The sequence below is a fragment of the Citrobacter freundii complex sp. 2025EL-00176 genome (assembly GCF_053309355.1).
Genome location: NZ_JBRYHT010000002.1, coordinates 223,299 through 242,910, shown reverse-complemented (window position 1 = coordinate 242,910; position 19,612 = coordinate 223,299). Strand labels below are relative to the sequence as shown.

Genomic DNA, 19,612 nt, shown 5'->3' with positions numbered 1-19,612 from the left:
CCTATGTTATTTATTTCATTCTGTTCATTTGGCGCATGCAGAATGAGTACTGGAAATAACGAACGCATTGAATTAAATGTTGAGTTTGAACCTGTAGAGAATACAGCAGAGAAAAATGTAACATTGAATTTCAAAAATGACTTCAAGTGTCGATTATCTTCGGATCAAATGAATCTTCATAATAATATAAAAGGAAATACATATTCTGTTAATGGTATCCGTTTTAACATTGATACAGTCGATCCAACAGGTTTCCCTGTAACTGACCTTCAATATGAATTTTGGAATGGGAAGAATAACTCAGTGAGCAGCATAAATAAGACATTGACATTGTCATTTAATTATGAGTTAAGTGGTCGTAATACTCCTTCTATAAAACAAGAAAGTGAAACTCTTCTGATCAAAGATGCTTTCGTGATAAATTCAGAAAAATGTTCAACATTTGGATGTTGGCTTTTGGGATCCGAAAGTGATTATAACGTTGATCTTAATGTTTCTGTAAAACATAGAAAAACAACCTGTAAATTCTCTTCTTCGGACTACTTTATCAAAATGGAAGATGTTACGGTACAAGAATTAATATCAGGCAGCAAAAAAAGAAGCGGCATAGAAAATATTGTGCTTCAGTGTAATGATATAAATGGATTAGCAAGTAATCCAGTATCAGTGAAAATCGTTGATGGAGATTGGGATGCTGATGGTTTGGTATTGGTTAATACAATTTTATCAGGTGGAAAAAATGTAGGGTTTAAGTTATTTAGAGGCGCCGAATCAGCAAGCTTACATAAAAATGACTCATTATTATCTGTCAGTAAATACTCATCGTTGAGTTCTGAGTATACCTTTCCGATATCAGCAGAATATGTTTTGCTTGGCAGTGGAAAACCGACTATAGGAGAAATATCAAGCAAGGTTATTTTCAGAGTTGATTATCAATGACATATTGAAAACCAAGCACTCTCTTAATTAAGAGAGTGCTTGGTTTTTACCGGTGATAAAAAATCTCGCCGTCGTAGGCTTTAATGATCTTAGCATCGGCATCATTGACCAGCACATACGCGCCGCCCATGTAGGTCCAGTGGGTGCCTGCAGTCGGTGCGGGCAGGTTGCGCAGATTCCATTGTTTAATGGTGTATTCTTCGGTGAGATACAGTGGTGGAACCTTGTCACCGGGTTTGAAATGGGTAAAGTCAGCGATAAAACTTTTTAGCTCATATTGATCAATACCCTTTGCGGCAGCAGTAGCTGTAGGCGCGGCCCAGACGGTGCTGGTTACAAGCAACAGCGCGCCCAGCAACATTTTCTTCTTCATACCCATCCTCTCTACCTGTTCGGGTTATCGAAATCAGTCATCTATCATTCCAGGCTTACTGGACATCTGACAAGGACTTTTTTGTTATCACTCCAGTAATTTCGTAAAAAGTGTAAATGAATGTACAGGATTGCGACAATTTAGCGATGAGGTATCACGTTTTTGCATATCAACTCAGAGTACCGCTGTTATACAGCATACATGAGTTGCTCCGGTTTCTGTGACCCGGAACAATGGTCTTCAAGAAATCCCACTAATGGAATGGAGTAAAAAGTTGATGCTTGTTTAATCAATTTATTTACTTTACTGTAAAGTAAATAAATTGGCGAGGCTTTACTATGACGAACTTTAGTAAATGGGAAAAGTTATTAATTTTCATATTGTTAATGACTTTTTCATGTCAGCTTAACGCATCTCTGCCTGGAGGGGGGGCTGTAGAGCCAAAGACCGTTGATCACTGTCTTGTTACGCGGGACCGGGAGCAGGCTTGCTCTCAGTGTACTGATTTGAATTATCAGCACATGCAGTTACGACTCAGCTATTTACGTTTTTTACTACTCCAAAATAGTTTCACTATCCAAACCTATGACTATCTATGGCGTGAACATCAACGAACAATGTCTTGCCTCGAAATCAGCAGATACATTGTCGCAAAAGCAATCAATATTCTGCTATGCCCTGCAACGGTCACATTACCCAGGCCTCAACCTGTTTTTAGTTTGTGGCAAACATCGCATATGGCTTTTATTCAACGAGCCAGGCCTCCGCACGTGTTTTCACTGCGCGACCCCATTGACTAAACGGAGGAAAACACGATGCTGGCTCACTTCTTTATTTTCCGTCCTGTCTTCGCCGCGGTCATTGCTATTTGCATCGTTTCTGCTGGTATTCTGGCTCTTTTAACACTACCTGTTGAGCAGTATCCGGATATTGCGCCACCGGGGGTGAACGTTACGGCAAACTACCCCGGTGCTTCCGCGCAAAACGTTGAGGACAGCGTAACGCAGCTACTTGAACAGCAAATCAAAGGAATTGATGGCCTGCTTTATTTTTCTTCAACCAGCAGTTCTGCTGGTCAGTCACGTATTAGCCTTACTTTTGAACAAGGTATCAATCCCGATATAGCCCAGGTCCAGGTACAAAATGCTGTAAACCAGGCTATGACGCGGCTACCGCAGGAAGTGCAACAACAGGGGCTTTCTGTGACCAAATCACAGGGAGATAGCCTGATGGTTATCTCCTTATATGACCAGAACGATCGTTTAACCAGTGTCGATATTAGCGACTTCCTTATCAACACTTTGCAGGAGCCCTTAAGTCGAGTTAAGGGGGTGGGAGAAACAACTGTTTTTGGTGCGCAATATGCTATGCGGATTTGGCTCAACCCACATCAGCTCAATAATTATGGTTTGATGCCCTCTGATGTACAAACGGCTATCGAGGCACAAAATTCGCAAGTTACCAGCGGAGAGATTGGCTCTCTGCCTTCTCTCAACGATCAGTATCTGAATGCGACGGTGACTGCCCAGTCCCGCCTGGAAACAACGACGCAATTTGAAAGTATCATTCTTCGGACAAATAATGATGGCTCAGCTGTATATTTGCGAGATGTTGCTCGAGTCGAACTCGGGGCTGAAAACTATCAGAATCTGACCACACTGAATGGTCATCCTGCTGCTGGAATATCTATTCAACTCGCATCCGGCGCTAATGCTCTGGAAACTGCTGAAAAGGTTCGTGCTGAAGTTAACAGATTAAAAGATCGATTTCCGCAAGGCATTGTAGTTGCCTATCCTCGCGACAGTACACCGTTTGTGACGGTGTCCATCGAAAATGTTGTGCAGACGCTTATTGAAGCGATCGTTTTTGTTGTGGCGGTAATGTATCTGTTCTTACAAAACTGGAGAGCCACATTAATCCCTTCATTGACGGTGCCTGTCGTATTATTGGGCACATTCGGCATCCTCAGCTTGCTCGGTTATAGCATCAATACCTTAACACTCTTTGCCATGGTGCTTGCCATTGGACTACTTGTCGACGACGCGATTGTCGTAGTCGAGAATGTCGAACGCGTGATGGAAGAAGAACATCTCGATCCGCTGCAGGCTACGCTAAACTCCATGCGGGAAATAACCGGTGCATTAATAGGTATCGCGCTGGTCTTGTCCGCAGTTTTTATTCCCATTGCGTTTTTTGGTGGCTCAGTCGGCATTATTTACCGCCAGTTCACGGTCACCATTGTTTCTGCTATGGCGCTTTCCGTGCTGGTTGCACTCACTTTAACTCCTACGTTGTGCGCTCATTTGCTTAAAAGTCGAAATAAGAAGAAAGGGAAATTCTTCACTCATTTCAACAGGTATGTCGAAAAAAGTCAGCATCGCTATATGAATGTGCTCACGCAAATATCAGCACGTCCTGTGAGAATCATTATTCTCGCTTTTCTGATGTCGATTTTCATGGTTTGGCAATATCAAAAACTCGCGACCAGTTTTCTTCCGGAGGAGGACCAGGGGGCAATATCAATCCAGTTCACTCTTCCTCCAGGGGCGCCAATGTCAATGACTCAAAAGGTTGGAGATGAAATCACACGCTATTTTATGACTCAGGAGAATGCCAATCTTAACGCTATATTTACAGTCGCTGGACGAAATAACGCAGGTAGCGGGCAAAATGTGGGAATGTCCGTTGCTGAGTTAAAGCACTGGGACGAACGTCAGGGGGAAACTAACAGCGCTCAGGCTATTATCGCAAGAGCTACTCAATATTTTAATCAAACGTCTCAGAATGCCTCTATCAGCATTGTATCTCCACCCACAGTTCGTGGGTTAGGACAATCCAGCGGGTTCGAATTATGGCTTCAGGACATTTCAGACCGCGGTTACCATAGTCTTAATCAGGCGCAAACAATGTTACTTACGGCAGCCAGAGAAAACCAAAATCTGAGCGCTGTGCGAATGAACAGCCTTGCCGCGAAGGCGTTGCTGCAGGTAGATATTGACAGACAAAAAGCACAAGCTCACGGCCTTGAACAGGCGGATATCAACGAAACGCTTTCTGCTGCATGGGGAGGAATTTACGTTAATGACTTTATTGACCGTGGCCGTGTAAAAAGGGTTTATATACAAGGTGATGCGCCATGGCGTTCAATACCTGAAAACTTATCCACCTGGTTTGTACGCAACAGTAGCGATAATATGACCTCATTCGCCAGTTTTGCCTCCTTCCGCTGGACTACTGGTCCACAAATGCTTCAGCGATTCAATGGATTACCTGCTGTGCAATTTCAAGGAGCCGCAGTCCCGGGAATAAGTTCTGGGGTAGCAATGGCTGAAATGGCCAAGCTGATAGCGCCAATCGAAGGATTTGATCTGCAGTGGAGCGGCATATCATGGCAGGAACAGGCTTCATCGGCTCAGACACTATGGGTATATCTTGCCTCCGTTGCGTTTGTATTTTTGTGTCTGGCTGCCTTATATGAAAGCTGGTCTGTGCCCATTGCTGTGCTGCTGATTATCCCACTTGGGGTTCTCGGCGCAGTAAGTGCAGCCTTAATCGCCGGATTTGAAAATGATGTCTACTTCCAGGTGGGTATACTCACAACGATGGGGCTCTCAGCAAAAAATGCAATTCTCATTATTGAATTCGCTCTGGCGCAAATCCGCAAGGGTAAGCCGTTGACCCAGGCCGCTTTTGAAGGCGCAAGATTACGCTTACGTCCTGTCATCATGACGTCTCTGGCATTTGTTGTTGGTGTTATCCCTCTGGTACTCTCTACTGGCGCAGGGGCCTCCAGCCAAAAAGAGATTGGAACGTCGGTAATCGGCGGTATGCTCACAGGCACGTTACTGACGCTGCTCTTTGTCCCAATGTTTTTTATTCTCATTCAGCAGGGAATCTCGAGACTGAAAAAAGGCAAACGTAAGGAATGCAATAATGGTTAATCAACGCGGGCGGCCAATGAAGTCCCGCCCTCGCATTTTACAAACGGCATGTGAGCTGTTTCTCAAGCATGGCATTGATGTGTCTCTTGATACTATTGCCAGTGAAGCAGGGACAACGCGGCCGACACTTTATAGCCATTTCCCTGGGGGAAAGGATGCTCTCCTGCTGGCGACGTTTGAATTTCTGAATGACAAAATGCAGCCGCCTTTACGCCAGTTACTCCAGGAGCAACTGGATTTTCCCGATCTCCTGAGAGGGTTTGCCCGGGTTGTACAAAATCATTTCTACACTCCGGAGAATATCCATTTCCAGCGTTTATTGATTCAAGTGCTGGTTCAAAAGCCTGATTTACATTCCATGCTGGAGCAAAGAAACTCTGGACGCGTTTTGCAGGCGTTGACAGAAATTCTGCAACAGAAAAATGATGAAGGAATAGTAACGTTAGATAATCCGGAATTACAGGCTACTGCTTTCCTCGGGTCCATTATGGGATATCTGCTTCCTGGTGCAATAATTGCGCAAAAAGCAGTTGATCCCCATAAACTTGAGAAATTGGCTGAATGTTCAGTTGCAACGTTTCTGTCTGCCTGGGAATTTAAGCGGGGATGATCGTTGTGTCTCAGCAATGAGAGGCTATACGAAATGCCTGAGTGGATAACATCGCCTTCGGCAATGATCACCCTTTCCAGAATCAACCCCTGCTGTTCACTTCCCTCGCTGACTGGTAAAGTATGGGGTGTGGATACATTCCGCCATTCAGTAAATGGATAGCAGGGGCTCGAGTATGTAAGTTTCTCTCGCTATCCTTTAATATTATTGAGTTTTATGTAACAACGACTCGGGGTGCCCTTCCTGGTGAAGGCTGAGAAATACCCGTACCACCTGATCTGGATAATGCCAGCGTAGGGAAGTCTGACACTGCTCGTGTCCCTTCTTCGCGCGGGCAGGAGCTGAACCATGCAGCCTGACCTGCACAGCCGCGCGCTCGCGGCCCACGCCTTACACCAATTTAGAACGCTTTCCCCCCTTACGCACTGTATGACCAATGAGGTCGTGCAAAACTTTACCGCCAATGCGCTGTTGGCGTTAGGCGCATCACCTGCGATGGTGATTGAGCCCGAGGAAGCCAGCCAGTTTGCGGCTATCGCCAGCGCGTTGCTGGTTAACGTCGGCACGCTTACTCGTGACCGGGCCACGGCGATGCGCGCTGCCGTTGAGCAGGCACACCTTGCCAGAACTCCCTGGGCGCTCGATCCCGTTGCCGTGGGCGCACTCGATTTTCGCCGCCGCTTTTGTCTGGATTTACTGTCGCTACAGCCAGCCGTAATTCGCGGTAATGCCTCAGAAATACTGGCGCTGGCGGGGATTAATAGCGGGGGACGTGGCGTGGACACGACCGATACGCCAGCCGCTGCGCTTGGCGCTGCCCAAGCGCTGGCTCGTCGGGTTGGAACCATTGTCGTGGTGACCGGCGAAGTGGACTATGTTACCGATGGTCAGCGTACCGTCTGCGTGAATGGTGGCGATATATTGATGACGCGCGTAGTCGGCACAGGATGCGCGCTATCTGCGGTCGTTGCGGCCAGCTGTGCATTGCCCGGTGATCGGCTTGATAACGTCGCTTCCGCCTGCAGCTGGATGAAACAGGCCGGACAAATCGCCACGCAACAATCGACCGGACCGGGCAGTTTTGTCCCGGCATTTCTCGACGCCCTCTATAACCTGAACGCGCAGGAGCAAGCATGAAACGGATTAACGCATTAACGATCGCCGGAACCGATCCAAGCGGTGGCGCGGGTATTCAGGCTGATTTAAAAACTTTCTCCGCGCTTGGCGCTTATGGCTGTTCGGTGATCACCGCGTTGGTGGCGCAAAATACGCGTGGGGTGCAGTCGGTGTATCGCATTGAACCTGACTTTGTTGCCGCACAACTGGACTCGGTGTTCAGCGATGTACGTATCGATACCACCAAAATCGGTATGCTGGCGGAAGCGGATATTGTTGAAGCGGTCGCCGAACGTTTGCACCGCCATCGGATGCAAAATGTGGTGCTGGATACGGTGATGCTGGCGAAAAGCGGCGATCCATTACTGTCGCCCGCGGCGGTAGAAACGATGCGCACCCGTTTGCTGCCACAGGTTTCAATTATCACCCCAAATTTGCCGGAGGCAGCGGCATTGCTCGGCGCATCGCATGCGCAAACTGAGCAGGAGATGTTAGAACAGGGAAGGGCGCTGCGAGCGCTGGGCTGTGAGGCGGTGCTGATGAAAGGCGGTCATCTGGAAGATGCGCAAAGCCCGGACTGGCTGTTTACCCGTGATGGCGAACAGCGTTTTACTGCACCAAGGGTGTTGACCAAAAATACCCACGGTACCGGTTGTACTCTTTCCGCAGCGCTGGCGGCGCTACGTCCACGGCATAACAATTGGGCTGATACGGTACAGGAAGCCAAACTGTGGCTTTCGGCGGCGCTGGCACAGGCCGACACGCTGGAAGTGGGTGAGGGAATTGGTCCGGTGCATCATTTCCACGCGTGGTGGTAATGAGTATACTGGCTGCAGAAACGGCTGCAGGAAAAAGATAAATGGAACAAGCGCATACCCAGCTTATCGCGCAATTGAATGAACGCATTGCAGCGGCAGATAACACGCCGCTGTATATGAAATTTGCGCAAACGGTGAAGAACGCTGTGCGCAGCGGGATCCTTGAGCATGGCAATATCCTGCCCGGCGAGCGCGATCTCAGTCAGTTGACCGGCGTGTCGCGAATTACGGTACGCAAGGCGATGCAGGCTCTGGAGGAAGAAGGCGTGGTGACACGCGCCCGCGGTTACGGGACGCAGATCAACAACATCTTCGAGTATTCGCTCAAAGAAGCGCGGGGTTTTTCGCAGCAGGTCGTTTTACGCGGAAAAAAACCGGATACGCTGTGGGTCAACAAGCGCATAGTGCCTTGTCCGGAAGAGGTGGCACAGCAGTTGGCTGTTGCCGTCGGCAGTGAGGTCTTCCTGCTCAAACGTATTCGCTATGTTGATGAAGGCGCCGTTTCTATTGAAGAGTCATGGGTACCGGCCCAACTAATCCATGATGTGGATGCTATCGGCGTTTCGCTGTATGACTATTTCCGCAGCCAGCATATCTTCCCGCAGCGTACGCGTTCACGCGTCAGCGCGCGGATGCCAGACGCGGAGTTCCAGGCGCATATTCAAATGGACAGCAAAGTGCCGGTGCTGGTGATCAAGCAGGTAGCGCTTGACCAGCAGCAACGGCCCATTGAATACAGCATCAGCTATTGCCGAAGCGATCTATACGTGTTTGTGTGCGAGGAGTAACGTCTCTCGCGAGGGGGCGCAATCGCCGCCGCGATGCCCGACTACCCAGGACGCCACCGCATTGCCCAGAAGTACCGCATCAGCCAGCGCCCAGCCTGACGCCAGTCCGGCCAGCATGCCGCCGGCGTGACTGTCTCCTGCGCCAATGGTATCAACGACGGTGGTCTTAAATGCTGGCACACAACCGGATGTTTGTGCGCTGAAATACCACGCGCCGTCCTTATCGTGGCGTATCACCACCGGTGCGGCGAAACGGCGTACCCATTCTGCGCCGAAACCTTCTACATCCAGGCTTAATGCAAACCGCTCGGCGGCAATTTCGGCCTCCTGTCGATTGAGTGATACCAGTGGACGGCAGGCCATAATTCGCGCCATTAAGGCGTCTGAAATATCGCCGATTCGCGGACCAAAATCGATAAACGGCGTCACATCCTCCAGACCTTCCAGCCACTGTACCAGCAGCTCGCCACACCCGGAGGCTAACTGATAGCCTGACAGATAAACCAGGCTGTTACGCGGGATGTTCAGTCGTGCCAGCCAGTCGGCGTTCCACTGGTTTTCGACGCCGCTAAAAGACATAAAAGTACGTTCGCCATCCGGTTCCACCAGCGCCAGACACCAGCCGTTATCGCCTTCTGCGTTGTCGATCAGGCTATGCAAGCCCTCTTTTGCCATCCGGTTGCGGATAATATCGGCCCATACCCCCTGACCCAGCGGCAGCGCATTGCTGGCGCTGATCTCTAAACGCCTGAGCGCCACAGCAATATTGAGCGCACAGCCGCCAATGTTAACGCCTTGCTGTTTAAGCTCGATGTCACATCCGCGCCAGGGGAGGGCATACGCATCGGCAATCACATCAATGACCGCCGCCCCCACCACCGTGACCGGCCTGTGTGAACCTAACTGCGGGAGAAGGTGTTGCAGACGCGTGGTGCTGTTCATAGCGCCTCCCGCTGCCCGCGCAGTCGCAGTAATCCGCTGGCGTAGCGGGTAAAGTCCAGCTGATTTACCGCATCCAGTTCCTGTTTCAATGCCGGGTCAATCGCGCTTACCCCGTGCAATGCACCGCAAATGGCGGTCGCCATCGCCCCGATGGTGTCGGTATCGCCCCCAAGATTCGCGCACAGAATCGCGCAGCGGTTAGGATCGGTCTGCGCCAGTTCGACCATTGCGATGGCGCAAGGTACGGATTCAATGGTGCTGGTTCCGGCGCCCACCACCTGATACAGCTGCTCGCAGGCGGACTCAATGCCATCGGCATGACGGACGATTTTTAGCGCCAGTTCAAGGCGGGCAGAGAGCGATGCGCTAAAGGTGGTGATCCGTTTTTGCTGCGCATGTCGGGCAATGGCAGGCAGCGCGTCAACAATCTCCGACCATTTTCCTCCGTCGATAGCGCGCGACACCGCCCACGCGATGACGACTGCACCGGCGGTAGCCAGATCCGATTTATGCGTCGGGCTGGAGGCCAGTGCCACGTCATCAATAAAGGTATCGAGATCGCGCGCGGGCAGCAGACACCCCAGCGGCGAGACACGCATTGCGGCTCCGTTAGTGACGCCATTATTTTCCAGTTCGGCAACAGGTTTGCCGTTGCGAATGGCATTTAGCGCAATTTTTGACGTTGGGCCGAGCACGTTTTTATTAAAGGCATCGAAACGTTCGGCCCAGGCCAGAATATTGCGACCAATAACGTCTGGAACTATCTTTCCGTCACATTCAAGCAAGGCATCAGCCAGACACAGGGCCATTGATGTGTCATCGGTAAACTCCGCCTGGTTAAAATAGCAGGCGGCATTATTTTCCGCAGGTCCAGGCAAGAAACGGTCGATCCAACCGAAGTGTGCTTTTACCCGCGTTCTTGGCCACAGTTCCGACGGCATGCCCATCGCATCCCCTAACGCCTGCCCATAAAGAGCACCGAGAATACGTTCTGCTTTCATTTCACTTCCCCTTGTTTCAACGCTACATCGCGATCGTCCACCTTAATGGCGGTAATTTCTTTGTCTGATTCGCGAAAGAAAATCATAAACAGCACGGCAATGACGGCGATCATGATCGCGCCAAATCCCCACATGCCCGCCCAGTTGAAGGTGAGACCATTAACCGGTTCCTTATAGGCAAACATTTTTTCCATCATTACGCCGCCCAGACGGTAACCGAGCAGGCTACCGAACCCCTGGCAGCAGAGTGTAATAAGCCCTTGTGCTGCGGTGCGCATGTGTACCGGCGCTTTTTTATCGACATAGATATAGGCCGTAACGTAATAGAAGTCGTAACTGACGCCGTGTAGCAGAATGCCGAGAAACAGCAGGGCGTAAGTGAAATATTCTTCCGCGCCGCCGTATACGAAAAATCCGTAGCGGATCGCCGCAGTGATAAGACCAAGCAGTAATACCTTTTTGATGCCAAAGCGTTTGGTGAAGAACGGCAGCGCCAGCATAAAGAAGATTTCAGAGAACTGGCCCAGCGTCATCCAACCGGTGGCATTTTTCATTCCAACTTCTGTCAGGTAACCGTTGGCGAAGATGTAATAAAACGCCAGCGGCATGGCAAACAAGAATGAGCAAAAGAAAAAGACGAGGAAGTTCTTATCCCGCAGCAGGATCAACGCATCCAGCCCCAGCATGACTTTGAAATCCATCTTGCCGGTACTTTTCGGTGGCGTATCCGGTAAAAAGAACGCAAAGACGCCCAACAGCGCGGAACTTCCGGCCGTGATAAGCAGGGGGATATTGGTGGGGGAGATATCGTTATAGCCGAGCATTTGCGGTAGGAAACCGCAGGCTAAACCAGACGCAATCCAGCCAATGGTACCCATGACGCGGATGCGCGGGAAATCACGCTCAACGTCCGGTACGTTGGCAAAAGCGATACTGTTGGTTAACGCAATTGTCGGCATATAGGTCAGTGAATAGGCCAGCAGCAGCGGGAAGAATCCGCTGAAGGTGGTTTGCTGCGCGGCGAAGTACATCAGGATAGCGCCGACAAACATCAACACGGCGAGGACTTTTTGCGCTGAGAAGAAGCGGTCAGTGATAGAGCCGACCAGAATCGGCGACAGGATCGCCGCAATGGCGGTACAGGCGTAAGACCAACCAATTTCACCCGCGGTAAAGCCACTTTTGCTGAGCCACAGCCAAAGCGGGACAAACCAGGCGCCCCAGATAAACCACTCAACAAACATCATGAACGACAGCTTAACTGTAGTTTTCATCTTTAAATCCTTCATGACAGGTAAGGTACGCATTGATAGTACCACCTGATAATACCTTTAAAATACCTTTGCGCTCTAAATTTGACCGCCTTAACACTATTTCTTCCTGAATCGTTCCAGCGGAAATCGCTGAAAAGTGCGCTAAAGATGGAAAAAAAGCGCAGTCGGTACCAGGCTTATGGCTGCCCGCAAAAAAGCGGGTCAGGATAATTCACATTCCGATTATTAATCGGAACTTACGGGAGCATAGCTATGACTGATATTGCGCAGTTGCTTGGCAAAGATGCCGACAGCCTTTTACAGCATCGTTGTATGACCATTCCTTCTGACCAACTTTACCTGCCAGGACATGATTACGTCGATCGCGTAATGGTTGATAACAACCGTCCGCCAGCCGTACTGAGAAATATGCAGACGCTGTATAACACGGGGCGCCTGGCCGGAACAGGGTACCTGTCGATTCTTCCGGTGGACCAGGGCGTGGAGCACTCCGCCGGGGCATCGTTTGCGGCTAACCCGTTGTACTTTGATCCAAAGAATATCGTGGAACTGGCTATCGAAGCGGGGTGTAACTGCGTGGCATCGACCTATGGTGTGCTGGCTTCTGTTTCCCGCCGTTACGCGCACCGTATTCCGTTCCTTGTGAAGATTAACCACAACGAAACGCTCAGTTATCCCAATACGTTTGACCAGACGTTATACGCCAGCGTCGAGCAGGCGTTCAATATGGGCGCGGTTGCAGTCGGGGCGACAATCTATTTCGGTTCTGAGGAGTCTCGCCGTCAGATTGAAGAGATTTCCGCCGCGTTTGAGCGTGCCCATGAGCTGGGTATGGTCACCGTACTGTGGGCTTATCTGCGTAACCCCGCGTTTAAGAAAGACGGCGTGGATTATCATGTCTCCGCCGATCTCACTGGGCAGGCTAACCATCTGGCGGCCACGATTGGGGCGGATATCGTGAAGCAGAAAATGGCGGAAAATAACGGCGGATACAAAGCTGTTAACTTTGGTTACACCGACGATCGCGTCTACAGCAAGCTGGCCAGCGACAACCCGATTGACCTGGTACGTTATCAGTTGGCAAACTGCTATATGGGGCGCGCCGGATTAATTAACTCTGGCGGTGCGGCCGGTGGAGAAACCGATCTGAGCGATGCGGTACGTACGGCGGTCATTAATAAACGCGCAGGCGGTATGGGGCTGATCCTTGGACGTAAAGCATTCAAGAAAACCATGGCCGACGGCGTTAAGCTGATTAACGCCGTGCAGGATGTTTATCTGGACAGCAAAGTCACCATTGCCTGATTCCGGCCGGGTGCCGTTTTGTTAGCGCAACAACGGGCAACCTGGAGGCAGTCTGCAACGTAGCGCCGCGGGCAGGATTTCAATATGAAACTCCTGCCCGCTGAGCGGTTCGCCATCAAGATTAAAGGTAATTTCGTGTGGGGCGCGGATATCAAACCACGATGAAGCGCCATCAATTATATTAGGGTTGTCTTCGGATTGCGTTAACGCTGAAAGCAGCCCAGGCAACAACTCCTCGCCGGTAAAAATGCGCAGTTGCAGCAGACCGTCGTTAATCAGCGCAGTCGGGCAAAGCTGTTGTCCACCACCGGCCTGGCGGCCATTACCAATCCCAATCACCAGCGCTTTGCCCTGCCAGTGAAAATCATCTCCACGGATGTCGCAGACGTCGGGCTTAAGCGTATCCATGCGCATTAAACCGTGAATAAAATACGATACGCCGCCCAACGCCGCCTTGAGTTTTTCTGGCGTTTCGGTGGTGATACGCGTGCCAAAGCCGCCGGTCGCCATATTGATAAAACAGGTTTTATCATTGACCTGCACCATATCGATCTCTGTCGCATTTCCGGCGATAGCCAGTTTTAACGCTTTATCAAGGTCGTCGGGTATACCCACGCTGGTGGCAAAGTCATTCGCCGTTCCCAACGGTAAAATACCCAGGGCGGGAATATTGCCGCCCTGCGACTGGATTAGCGCTGTAGAGACTTCGTTGATCGTGCCGTCGCCGCCGCCGGCAATCACCGTTGCAACGCCTAATCGACGCGCTTCATCAACGTAACGTTGAGCGTCGCCTTTTTCCCAGGTGACGCGTACATGAATTTCCACGCCCTCATCGCGAAGTTGCGCAATAGTTTCACGCAGAGGGAGATTATCAGCACTTTTTCCATTGAGGATCAGCAAGCTGGCAGGAAACGCTATCATCCTTATGCCTCATTCTTTATCGTTTTAACTAGTGTATGCCATGAATGCATTTCTGGCGTAAGAACTGACTGAAAGCGCAGGCGAAGAGATAAAAAAAGCCGCGGTTGCGGCTTTTCAGATAAAGCGGAAATTACTGCGGGAACCACTGATCGCTGATCTTTTGGTAGGTGCCATCCGCTTTGATGGCGGCCAGCGCGTTATTCAGTTTTTCCAGCAGGGCTTTGTTATCCGGGCGAACCGCAATGCCAAGACCAGTACCGAAGTATTGTGGATCGGTCACTTTGTCGGTAGCCACGCCTAACTGCGGGTTAGTTTTCAGCCATTCGTTAACGACGGCGGTATCGCCAAATACGCCATCAATACGGCCATTTTTCAGGTCGATAATCGCATTCTGATAGCTATCGTAGGCCACGGTTTTCACTTCAGGATGTTTATCCTGCAGGTATTTTTGGTGCGTGGTGCCGTTTTCCATACCGATGCGTTTCCCTTTCAGATCGGCAAAGGTTTTATAGGTGTCTTTTTTGGCAATAACCAGCGCGGAGTTAGCATAGTAAGGTTGAGTGAACGCAACCTGTTTGCTGCGCTCTGGCGTGATATCCATTCCGGAAATCACTGCATCATATTTTTTGAATTTCAGCGCGGGGATCAGGCTGTCGAAAGCATGATTGGTAAAAGTACATTCCGCCTGCATTTGTTTGCACAGCGCCGTTGCCAGGTCAATGTCAAAACCGACAATTTTGTTGCTCGCGTCCAGCGATTCAAATGGCGGATAAGTCGCTGATACACCAAAGCTAATTTTATCAGCGGCTGAGGCGCCAGCGGCGAAAGTAGCCAGTAATGCGGCCAGTACTAACTTTTTCATGGTGGAACTCCCGTCTGTCAATCTTATGATGATTTACCGTGTCTGCGGCGTGAAGTAACAATGCCATTTAATGAATTTATATGCAATAAAAACGATTAAGTATTTTGTTGATATAAAAAAAGACGGGCGGTTGTTAGACTTGCCCGTCTTTTGTTTTTCGCTTTATGCAGTTATCGGCTTAATTTCGATGTTCAAACGCCAGCGCTTTACGTTCGATTAAGCGCATCATCAGCGTCAGCAAACCGTTGACGAGCAGGTAAATCACGCCCGCCGCGCCGAAGACCATGACGTCATAAGTGCGACCATACAGCAGCTGGCTGTAGCCCATGACTTCCATCAGCGTGATGGTGTAAGCCAGTGAGGTACTTTTAAACACCAGCACCACTTCGTTGGAATACGAGGAGAGGGCGCGTTTAAAGGCGTATGGCAACAGAATCGCCAGCGTATCCTTTTTGCTCATCCCCAATGCACCGCATGACTGCCACTGGCCTTCCGGGATGGCGCGGATAGCGCCGTAGAACAGCTGTGTGGTATAAGCCGCACTGTTCAGCGACAGCGCAATTAACGCGCACAGCCACGGTTCGGAGAGCAGATGCCACAGTACCGGATATTCCTGCAGCGTCGGGAACTGCCCTGGTCCGTAGTAGATCAGGAAGATTTGCACCAGCAATGGCGTACCGGTAAACAGCGTGATATAGGCGCGGACCAGCCAGACCAGTACCGGCGTTTTCAGCGTCAGGATGACGGTGAAAATCAGCGCCAGCACCAGAGCAACTACGATGGAGGCGACCGTCAGCGTCAGGCTGGTATGCAGCCCTTTCAACAATTCAGGTAAATACTCAAGCATCAGCCTGGTCTCCGCTCAAAACGTGTCGCGCGCAGGTCAATGCGTTTGAGAATGTACTGACTCACCAGCGTAATCACCAGGTAAATAGCCGCCGCCACAATGTACCAGGTAAATGGCTCCTGGGTACGCGTGGCAATGCTTTTGGTTTGCAGCATCAGATCGTTCACGCTGATCAGGCTGACCAGCGCGGTATCTTTCAGCAATACCAGCCACTGGTTACCCAGTCCCGGCAGAGCATGACGCCACATCTGTGGCATCACCAGGCGAAAGAAGATCGCGGCTTTAGATAAACCCAACGCCTGACCGGATTCCCATTGTCCGAGTGGAACGGCTTTCAATGCGCCACGCAGCGTTTGCGACGCATAGGCGGCGTACAGTAAAGACAGCGCAATCACACCGCACAGGAACGGACTGACGTCGAAGTTTTCGATCTGCATCTGTACCGGGATCTCTACAAACCCGAGATTGATCGTAAAACCATCGGCCAGCGTCAGCAGCAGTTGCGAGGAGCCGAAATAGATAAACAGAACCACCAGAATTTCTGGTAACCCGCGCAGAAGGGTGACCAGCGCTGAACCTGCCCATGCCACCGGACGCCATTTTACGGACTCCCAGACGGCAAAAAACATGGCGAGCGCGAGGCCGATGATCAGCGCACAAACCGCAAGGCCGACGGTCATCCCGGCGGCGCTTGCTAAAGGAAAAAATTCATTCATCAAATATTACTTCTGGAACCATTTGTTGTAGATGGTCTCGTAAGTCCCATCTTTCTTCACTTTTTCCAGCGCAGCGTTAAATTTCTGCTGCAGCTCAGTGTTGCCCTGACGCACCGCGATGCCCAGACCTGTTCCGAAGTAATCTTTATCCGTCACTTTGTCGCCAACTGCGGCCAGTTTCGGATTGTCTTTCAGCCATTCGGTTACGACTGCGGTATCACCGAAGACGCCGTCAATGCGACCGTTTTGCAGATCGAGTTTGGCATTCTGGTAGCTGTCATACGGCACGGTGGTCACTTCCGGATGCTTATCCATGATGAATTTCTGGTGCGTCGTCCCGTTTTGTACGCCAACTTTTTTGCCTTTCAGTTGATCAATGCTGGTGTATTTACCCTGCTGGCCAACAAAAAGTGCAGAGTTGTCGTAGTAAGGGGTAGTAAACAGGACCTGTTTTTCACGCTCAGGCGTGATGTCCATACCGGCCATCACCGCGTCAAAACGACGGAATTTCAGGCTCGGGATCAGGCTGTCGAATGCCTGATTGGTAAACGTACAGGTAGCATCGATCTCTTTACACAGCGCGTTCGCCAGATCAACGTCAAAACCCACGATCTTGTTATTAGCATCGATAGATTCAAACGGAGGATAAGACGCTTCGGTGGCGAAACGAATGGTTTGGGCTGCGGTAGCGGAAAGGCTAAAACCTGCGATTAGCGCGGCAATCAGAACTTTTTTCATTGTATTGTCCCGAATCTTAGTGAGAAAGATAGTTTTTAAACGCTTCGGTTTGCGGGTTGGCAAAGCAGCTCGCATCCCCAAACTCGACGATATGACCGTTTTCCATATACACCACACGACTTGCCGTTTTACGAGCAACTTCCACTTCGTGGGTGACGATCACCTGAGTAATGTTGGTTTCCGCCAGCTCACGAATGATGCTGACGATTTGCGCGGTAATTTCCGGATCAAGCGCGGCGGTCGGTTCATCAAACAGCAGCACCTGCGGTTCCATCATTAATGCGCGGGCAATGGCCACACGCTGCTGCTGGCCGCCGGAGAGATGCAGCGGATAACGATCGCTGTAGGGCTTCAGACGCAGACGTTCGAGCAGTTTCTCGGCGCGCGCCATTGCTTGCTCTTTTGTCAGACCAAGCACACGGCAGGGCGCTTCAATCAGATTCTGTACAACCGTGAGGTGCGGCCAAAGATTATATTGCTGAAAAACCATACCCACGTTCTGGCGCAGATCGCGAATAGCTTTATCTGACGGTGTTTTCGTGAAGTCGAAACGGTTACCCGCAATAGAGAGCGTGCCCGAGCGCGGCATCTCAAGCAGGTTGAGTACGCGCAGTAGCGAGCTTTTCCCGGCTCCACTAGGGCCAAGTAACACCAGTGTTTCACCCTGAGGGCAATCCAGCGTGATATCGAACAGCGCCTGATGTGCGCCGTAGAAGCAGTTAATGCCGTTTAATTGAATACTCATTGACACTCGTATGCTGGCAGTCTGATAGCTATTGAAGCCGCAGATACTACCTTTGACAGAATAGTTATGCAATATTTATGCGTTAAAAGTTAAATGCAAACCGCATTCTTATCTAAACATAGCACAAAATAGCGGGGCCACCAGCGGGCAAGAATAATTGTCGGCATTCTATGCAGAATGCCAGACAATTTATGGGGTTTATGAAACAGGCGGGTGAATGGGGGCGACTAGCGGTTTTCCACAGACTGGCGCAGCGTCCCGGCTGACGCGTGTACGCTGCCGCCCAGATAGCGGACGTCGTCCACTACCCAGCACTGGCCTTCGCGGATCATCAATACTTCATCACGCCAGCTCTGATCACCCTGTTTCAGCTCTACGCGCAGTGGAATGTTGCGTGCATCACTATTCGGAATGGTTGATGCGCTGGCGACGCTGGCGCTATCCGGTAAGGTCGTGCGACTGGAGAACGGATCGCTGTTAAACAGGTCGCGATGCGCGTTATCACGGCTGGCATCGGTCAGCAGTTTAGCCAGGTTGTCGCTAAGGTATGGACGAAGGGCGGTAATGTCATTGTTTCGATGCTGAATACGGTAATCATAGAATTGTTGAGCCACGCTGTCTGGCCCGCCTTCTACGCATGCACCGCTCCGCGTGCCGTTATCTTTATAGGCCGGAGTCACGGTAGTACAGGCGCTGAGAAGTAGTGCACATGGAACCAGCAGAGAGAGTTTCGAGTAGCGCATAATGATTTCCTTATAAGCTTCCTACTAATTGTGTTCTACGATGAACAATTCTGTCTCGTTAAAAATTGTATGATCGATTAACACATTGTTTTTGCTAAAGCAAATTCGCGGGCACCCCACCTGAAGCATGTTGGTGGCGCTCGTTGCCAGCTTCAGCTTCAGTATATCAACCTGCAACGGGGCGTTGGCGGCCATTCATGCTTCTTATACTGTATAGACCATATGAGCATTTGCATGTTCCATTTGCCGCGCTTTACGCTTGGGCAAACAAACCCCGTGCCGCGTTGTTGGCTATAAGGGACTCCGGACGGCTAAAATAACAGTTGCTTAATCTCAGTGCCCGTGCGTTAATGATCTGGTCGGTTTGAATAACAGACGATATACAAAGTAGTTTACTCAAGCAGTTCTCATTTTCAGGTGTAATCCATTTATCCCCTCTTTGAGTCTCTTCATTAAGCACTACGAAGTTTCTGTCATAAAAACCATGCTTGCCGAAAGGCTCAAATTAAGGAATAAAATATATGTCTACTAAAATGACTGGTTTAGTTAAATGGTTCAATCCTGAAAAAGGTTTTGGCTTCATCACGCCTGCAGATGGCAGCAAAGATGTCTTTGTCCATTTTTCAGCGATTCAAAGTAATGATTTCAAAACGCTGAATGAAAACCAGAAAGTTGAATTCGGTGTGGAGCAGGGGCCTAAAGGTCCATCCGCAGTTAATGTTGTGGCGCTGTGAGGTAACTATTATTACTAATCATATTCACTTTCGCTGCCCATGTTGCCATGGTTCCCAATACAGAACATCAACCTTTGATGTGACTGAAGGAAATCCATTCGGTGCAAAATGTATTTTTTGTAAATCTAAAATGATTACATTCGATAACGTTGCAATGTACATCCAGTCCGGTCAGACACCATTAGATTTCAGAAAATAA

The 19,612-nt window shown here is 50.1% G+C and carries 20 protein-coding genes and 1 riboswitch; of the genes, 9 read left to right on the top strand and 11 right to left on the bottom strand.

Annotated features, from left to right (window positions below):
* Positions 1 to 42: 42 nt before the first annotated feature.
* Positions 43 to 939 (top strand): fimbrial protein, encoded by an 897-nt coding sequence (locus tag ACVXHP_RS08260; protein WP_316130121.1) that lies wholly within the window; start codon positions 43 to 45, stop codon positions 937 to 939.
* A gap of 46 nt (positions 940 to 985) precedes the next feature.
* Here ACVXHP_RS08260 and ACVXHP_RS08255 read toward each other — a convergent pair whose 3' ends face one another.
* The gene (locus ACVXHP_RS08255) at positions 986 to 1,312 is read right to left on the bottom strand and encodes an RcnB family protein (protein ID WP_032941982.1); all 327 of its coding nucleotides are present in this window, start codon (positions 1,310 to 1,312) and stop codon (positions 986 to 988) included.
* Positions 1,313 to 2,127: 815 nt separating this feature from the next.
* On the opposite strand from ACVXHP_RS08255, the gene ACVXHP_RS08250 reads away from it, so the two are divergent.
* From ACVXHP_RS08250 to ACVXHP_RS08230, 5 genes are all read left to right on the top strand, one after another.
* Entirely contained in the window at positions 2,128 to 5,253 is a 3,126-nt protein-coding gene (locus ACVXHP_RS08250) for an efflux RND transporter permease subunit (protein WP_447571264.1), read from the top strand.
* Positions 5,246 to 5,863: a TetR/AcrR family transcriptional regulator gene (locus ACVXHP_RS08245; RefSeq protein ID WP_304700649.1), complete on the top strand. Its 618-nt coding sequence runs from the start codon at positions 5,246 to 5,248 to the stop codon at positions 5,861 to 5,863. The genes ACVXHP_RS08250 and ACVXHP_RS08245 overlap by 8 nt, the downstream gene beginning before the upstream one ends.
* Before the next feature lie 220 nt (positions 5,864 to 6,083).
* A riboswitch (TPP riboswitch) is annotated at positions 6,084 to 6,180 on the top strand.
* Positions 6,181 to 6,211: 31 nt separating this feature from the next.
* Complete coding sequence (gene thiM / locus ACVXHP_RS08240; protein WP_447571263.1) at positions 6,212 to 7,000, top strand: hydroxyethylthiazole kinase; 789 nt, start codon at positions 6,212 to 6,214, stop codon at positions 6,998 to 7,000.
* Positions 6,997 to 7,797, top strand: coding sequence for a bifunctional hydroxymethylpyrimidine kinase/phosphomethylpyrimidine kinase (gene thiD / locus ACVXHP_RS08235; RefSeq protein ID WP_447571262.1), 801 nt, complete (start codon positions 6,997 to 6,999; stop codon positions 7,795 to 7,797). Before thiM ends, thiD begins: the two co-directional genes overlap by 4 nt.
* A gap of 41 nt (positions 7,798 to 7,838) precedes the next feature.
* The gene (locus tag ACVXHP_RS08230; protein WP_447571261.1) at positions 7,839 to 8,585 is read left to right on the top strand and encodes a GntR family transcriptional regulator; all 747 of its coding nucleotides are present in this window, start codon (positions 7,839 to 7,841) and stop codon (positions 8,583 to 8,585) included.
* Here the strand turns inward: ACVXHP_RS08230 and ACVXHP_RS08225 are convergent.
* Genes ACVXHP_RS08225 through ACVXHP_RS08215 form a run of 3 tightly spaced genes read right to left on the bottom strand, consistent with a single transcriptional unit; the run spans position 8,559 to position 11,802 of the window.
* Positions 8,559 to 9,527: a PfkB family carbohydrate kinase gene (locus ACVXHP_RS08225; protein ID WP_447571260.1), complete on the bottom strand. Its 969-nt coding sequence runs from the start codon at positions 9,525 to 9,527 to the stop codon at positions 8,559 to 8,561. The two genes, ACVXHP_RS08230 and ACVXHP_RS08225, sit on opposite strands and share 27 nt — an antisense overlap.
* Entirely contained in the window at positions 9,524 to 10,528 is a 1,005-nt protein-coding gene (locus tag ACVXHP_RS08220) for an ADP-ribosylglycohydrolase family protein (RefSeq protein ID WP_316130115.1), read from the bottom strand. The genes ACVXHP_RS08225 and ACVXHP_RS08220 overlap by 4 nt, the downstream gene beginning before the upstream one ends.
* Complete coding sequence (locus ACVXHP_RS08215) at positions 10,525 to 11,802, bottom strand: nucleoside permease (protein WP_316130114.1); 1,278 nt, start codon at positions 11,800 to 11,802, stop codon at positions 10,525 to 10,527. The genes ACVXHP_RS08220 and ACVXHP_RS08215 overlap by 4 nt, the downstream gene beginning before the upstream one ends.
* A 252-nt stretch (positions 11,803 to 12,054) precedes the next feature.
* Here ACVXHP_RS08215 and fbaB point away from each other — a divergent pair, with 252 nt between their 5' ends.
* Positions 12,055 to 13,107 carry a class I fructose-bisphosphate aldolase gene (gene fbaB, locus ACVXHP_RS08210; protein WP_316130113.1) on the top strand — a complete coding sequence of 351 codons (1,053 nt, stop codon included), beginning with the start codon at positions 12,055 to 12,057 and terminating at the stop codon, positions 13,105 to 13,107.
* A gap of 21 nt (positions 13,108 to 13,128) precedes the next feature.
* Here fbaB and yegS read toward each other — a convergent pair whose 3' ends face one another.
* The 7 genes from yegS to ACVXHP_RS08175 all read right to left on the bottom strand — a co-directional run bounded on the left by yegS (position 13,129) and on the right by ACVXHP_RS08175 (position 18,679).
* Positions 13,129 to 14,028 (bottom strand): lipid kinase YegS, encoded by a 900-nt coding sequence (gene yegS, locus ACVXHP_RS08205; RefSeq protein WP_447571259.1) that lies wholly within the window; start codon positions 14,026 to 14,028, stop codon positions 13,129 to 13,131.
* Between the two features lie 130 nt (positions 14,029 to 14,158).
* Complete coding sequence (gene artJ, locus ACVXHP_RS08200; RefSeq protein ID WP_042307394.1) at positions 14,159 to 14,890, bottom strand: arginine ABC transporter substrate-binding protein ArtJ; 732 nt, start codon at positions 14,888 to 14,890, stop codon at positions 14,159 to 14,161.
* A 178-nt stretch (positions 14,891 to 15,068) separates the two neighbouring features.
* Positions 15,069 to 15,737: an arginine ABC transporter permease ArtM gene (gene artM, locus ACVXHP_RS08195; protein WP_447571258.1), complete on the bottom strand. Its 669-nt coding sequence runs from the start codon at positions 15,735 to 15,737 to the stop codon at positions 15,069 to 15,071.
* Positions 15,737 to 16,453: an arginine ABC transporter permease ArtQ gene (artQ, locus tag ACVXHP_RS08190; protein ID WP_316130111.1), complete on the bottom strand. Its 717-nt coding sequence runs from the start codon at positions 16,451 to 16,453 to the stop codon at positions 15,737 to 15,739. The genes artM and artQ overlap by 1 nt, the downstream gene beginning before the upstream one ends.
* A 6-nt stretch (positions 16,454 to 16,459) precedes the next feature.
* Positions 16,460 to 17,191 (bottom strand): arginine ABC transporter substrate-binding protein ArtI, encoded by a 732-nt coding sequence (gene artI / locus ACVXHP_RS08185; protein WP_003027298.1) that lies wholly within the window; start codon positions 17,189 to 17,191, stop codon positions 16,460 to 16,462.
* A 16-nt stretch (positions 17,192 to 17,207) separates the two neighbouring features.
* Positions 17,208 to 17,936 carry an arginine ABC transporter ATP-binding protein ArtP gene (gene artP / locus ACVXHP_RS08180; protein WP_003027295.1) on the bottom strand — a complete coding sequence of 243 codons (729 nt, stop codon included), beginning with the start codon at positions 17,934 to 17,936 and terminating at the stop codon, positions 17,208 to 17,210.
* Between the two features lie 227 nt (positions 17,937 to 18,163).
* Positions 18,164 to 18,679 carry a lipoprotein gene (locus ACVXHP_RS08175; RefSeq protein WP_447571257.1) on the bottom strand — a complete coding sequence of 172 codons (516 nt, stop codon included), beginning with the start codon at positions 18,677 to 18,679 and terminating at the stop codon, positions 18,164 to 18,166.
* 521 nt (positions 18,680 to 19,200) lie between these two features.
* Between ACVXHP_RS08175 and cspE the strand changes: the two genes are divergently transcribed.
* Positions 19,201 to 19,413, top strand: a complete 213-nt coding sequence (gene cspE, locus ACVXHP_RS08170; RefSeq protein WP_087855939.1) for a transcription antiterminator/RNA stability regulator CspE — start codon at positions 19,201 to 19,203, stop codon at positions 19,411 to 19,413.
* Positions 19,414 to 19,423: 10 nt separating this feature from the next.
* Positions 19,424 to 19,612: a cold shock small protein YmcF gene (gene ymcF, locus ACVXHP_RS08165; protein WP_071888153.1), complete on the top strand. Its 189-nt coding sequence runs from the start codon at positions 19,424 to 19,426 to the stop codon at positions 19,610 to 19,612.

Bases quoted from the DNA above. Each gene is read 5' to 3' on its own strand.
- ACVXHP_RS08260 (WP_316130121.1), top strand. From the start codon at position 43: ATGAGTACTGGAAATAACGAACGCATTGAATTAAATGTTGAGTTTGAA.
- ACVXHP_RS08255 (WP_032941982.1), bottom strand. From the start codon at position 1,312: ATGAAGAAGAAAATGTTGCTGGGCGCGCTGTTGCTTGTAACCAGCACC.
- ACVXHP_RS08250 (WP_447571264.1), top strand. From the start codon at position 2,128: ATGCTGGCTCACTTCTTTATTTTCCGTCCTGTCTTCGCCGCGGTCATT.
- ACVXHP_RS08245 (WP_304700649.1), top strand. From the start codon at position 5,246: ATGGTTAATCAACGCGGGCGGCCAATGAAGTCCCGCCCTCGCATTTTA.
- thiM (WP_447571263.1), top strand. From the start codon at position 6,212: ATGCAGCCTGACCTGCACAGCCGCGCGCTCGCGGCCCACGCCTTACAC.
- thiD (WP_447571262.1), top strand. From the start codon at position 6,997: ATGAAACGGATTAACGCATTAACGATCGCCGGAACCGATCCAAGCGGT.
- ACVXHP_RS08230 (WP_447571261.1), top strand. From the start codon at position 7,839: ATGGAACAAGCGCATACCCAGCTTATCGCGCAATTGAATGAACGCATT.
- ACVXHP_RS08225 (WP_447571260.1), bottom strand. From the start codon at position 9,527: ATGAACAGCACCACGCGTCTGCAACACCTTCTCCCGCAGTTAGGTTCA.
- ACVXHP_RS08220 (WP_316130115.1), bottom strand. From the start codon at position 10,528: ATGAAAGCAGAACGTATTCTCGGTGCTCTTTATGGGCAGGCGTTAGGG.
- ACVXHP_RS08215 (WP_316130114.1), bottom strand. From the start codon at position 11,802: ATGAAAACTACAGTTAAGCTGTCGTTCATGATGTTTGTTGAGTGGTTT.
- fbaB (WP_316130113.1), top strand. From the start codon at position 12,055: ATGACTGATATTGCGCAGTTGCTTGGCAAAGATGCCGACAGCCTTTTA.
- yegS (WP_447571259.1), bottom strand. From the start codon at position 14,028: ATGATAGCGTTTCCTGCCAGCTTGCTGATCCTCAATGGAAAAAGTGCT.
- artJ (WP_042307394.1), bottom strand. From the start codon at position 14,890: ATGAAAAAGTTAGTACTGGCCGCATTACTGGCTACTTTCGCCGCTGGC.
- artM (WP_447571258.1), bottom strand. From the start codon at position 15,737: ATGCTTGAGTATTTACCTGAATTGTTGAAAGGGCTGCATACCAGCCTG.
- artQ (WP_316130111.1), bottom strand. From the start codon at position 16,453: ATGAATGAATTTTTTCCTTTAGCAAGCGCCGCCGGGATGACCGTCGGC.
- artI (WP_003027298.1), bottom strand. From the start codon at position 17,191: ATGAAAAAAGTTCTGATTGCCGCGCTAATCGCAGGTTTTAGCCTTTCC.
- artP (WP_003027295.1), bottom strand. From the start codon at position 17,936: ATGAGTATTCAATTAAACGGCATTAACTGCTTCTACGGCGCACATCAG.
- ACVXHP_RS08175 (WP_447571257.1), bottom strand. From the start codon at position 18,679: ATGCGCTACTCGAAACTCTCTCTGCTGGTTCCATGTGCACTACTTCTC.
- cspE (WP_087855939.1), top strand. From the start codon at position 19,201: ATGTCTACTAAAATGACTGGTTTAGTTAAATGGTTCAATCCTGAAAAA.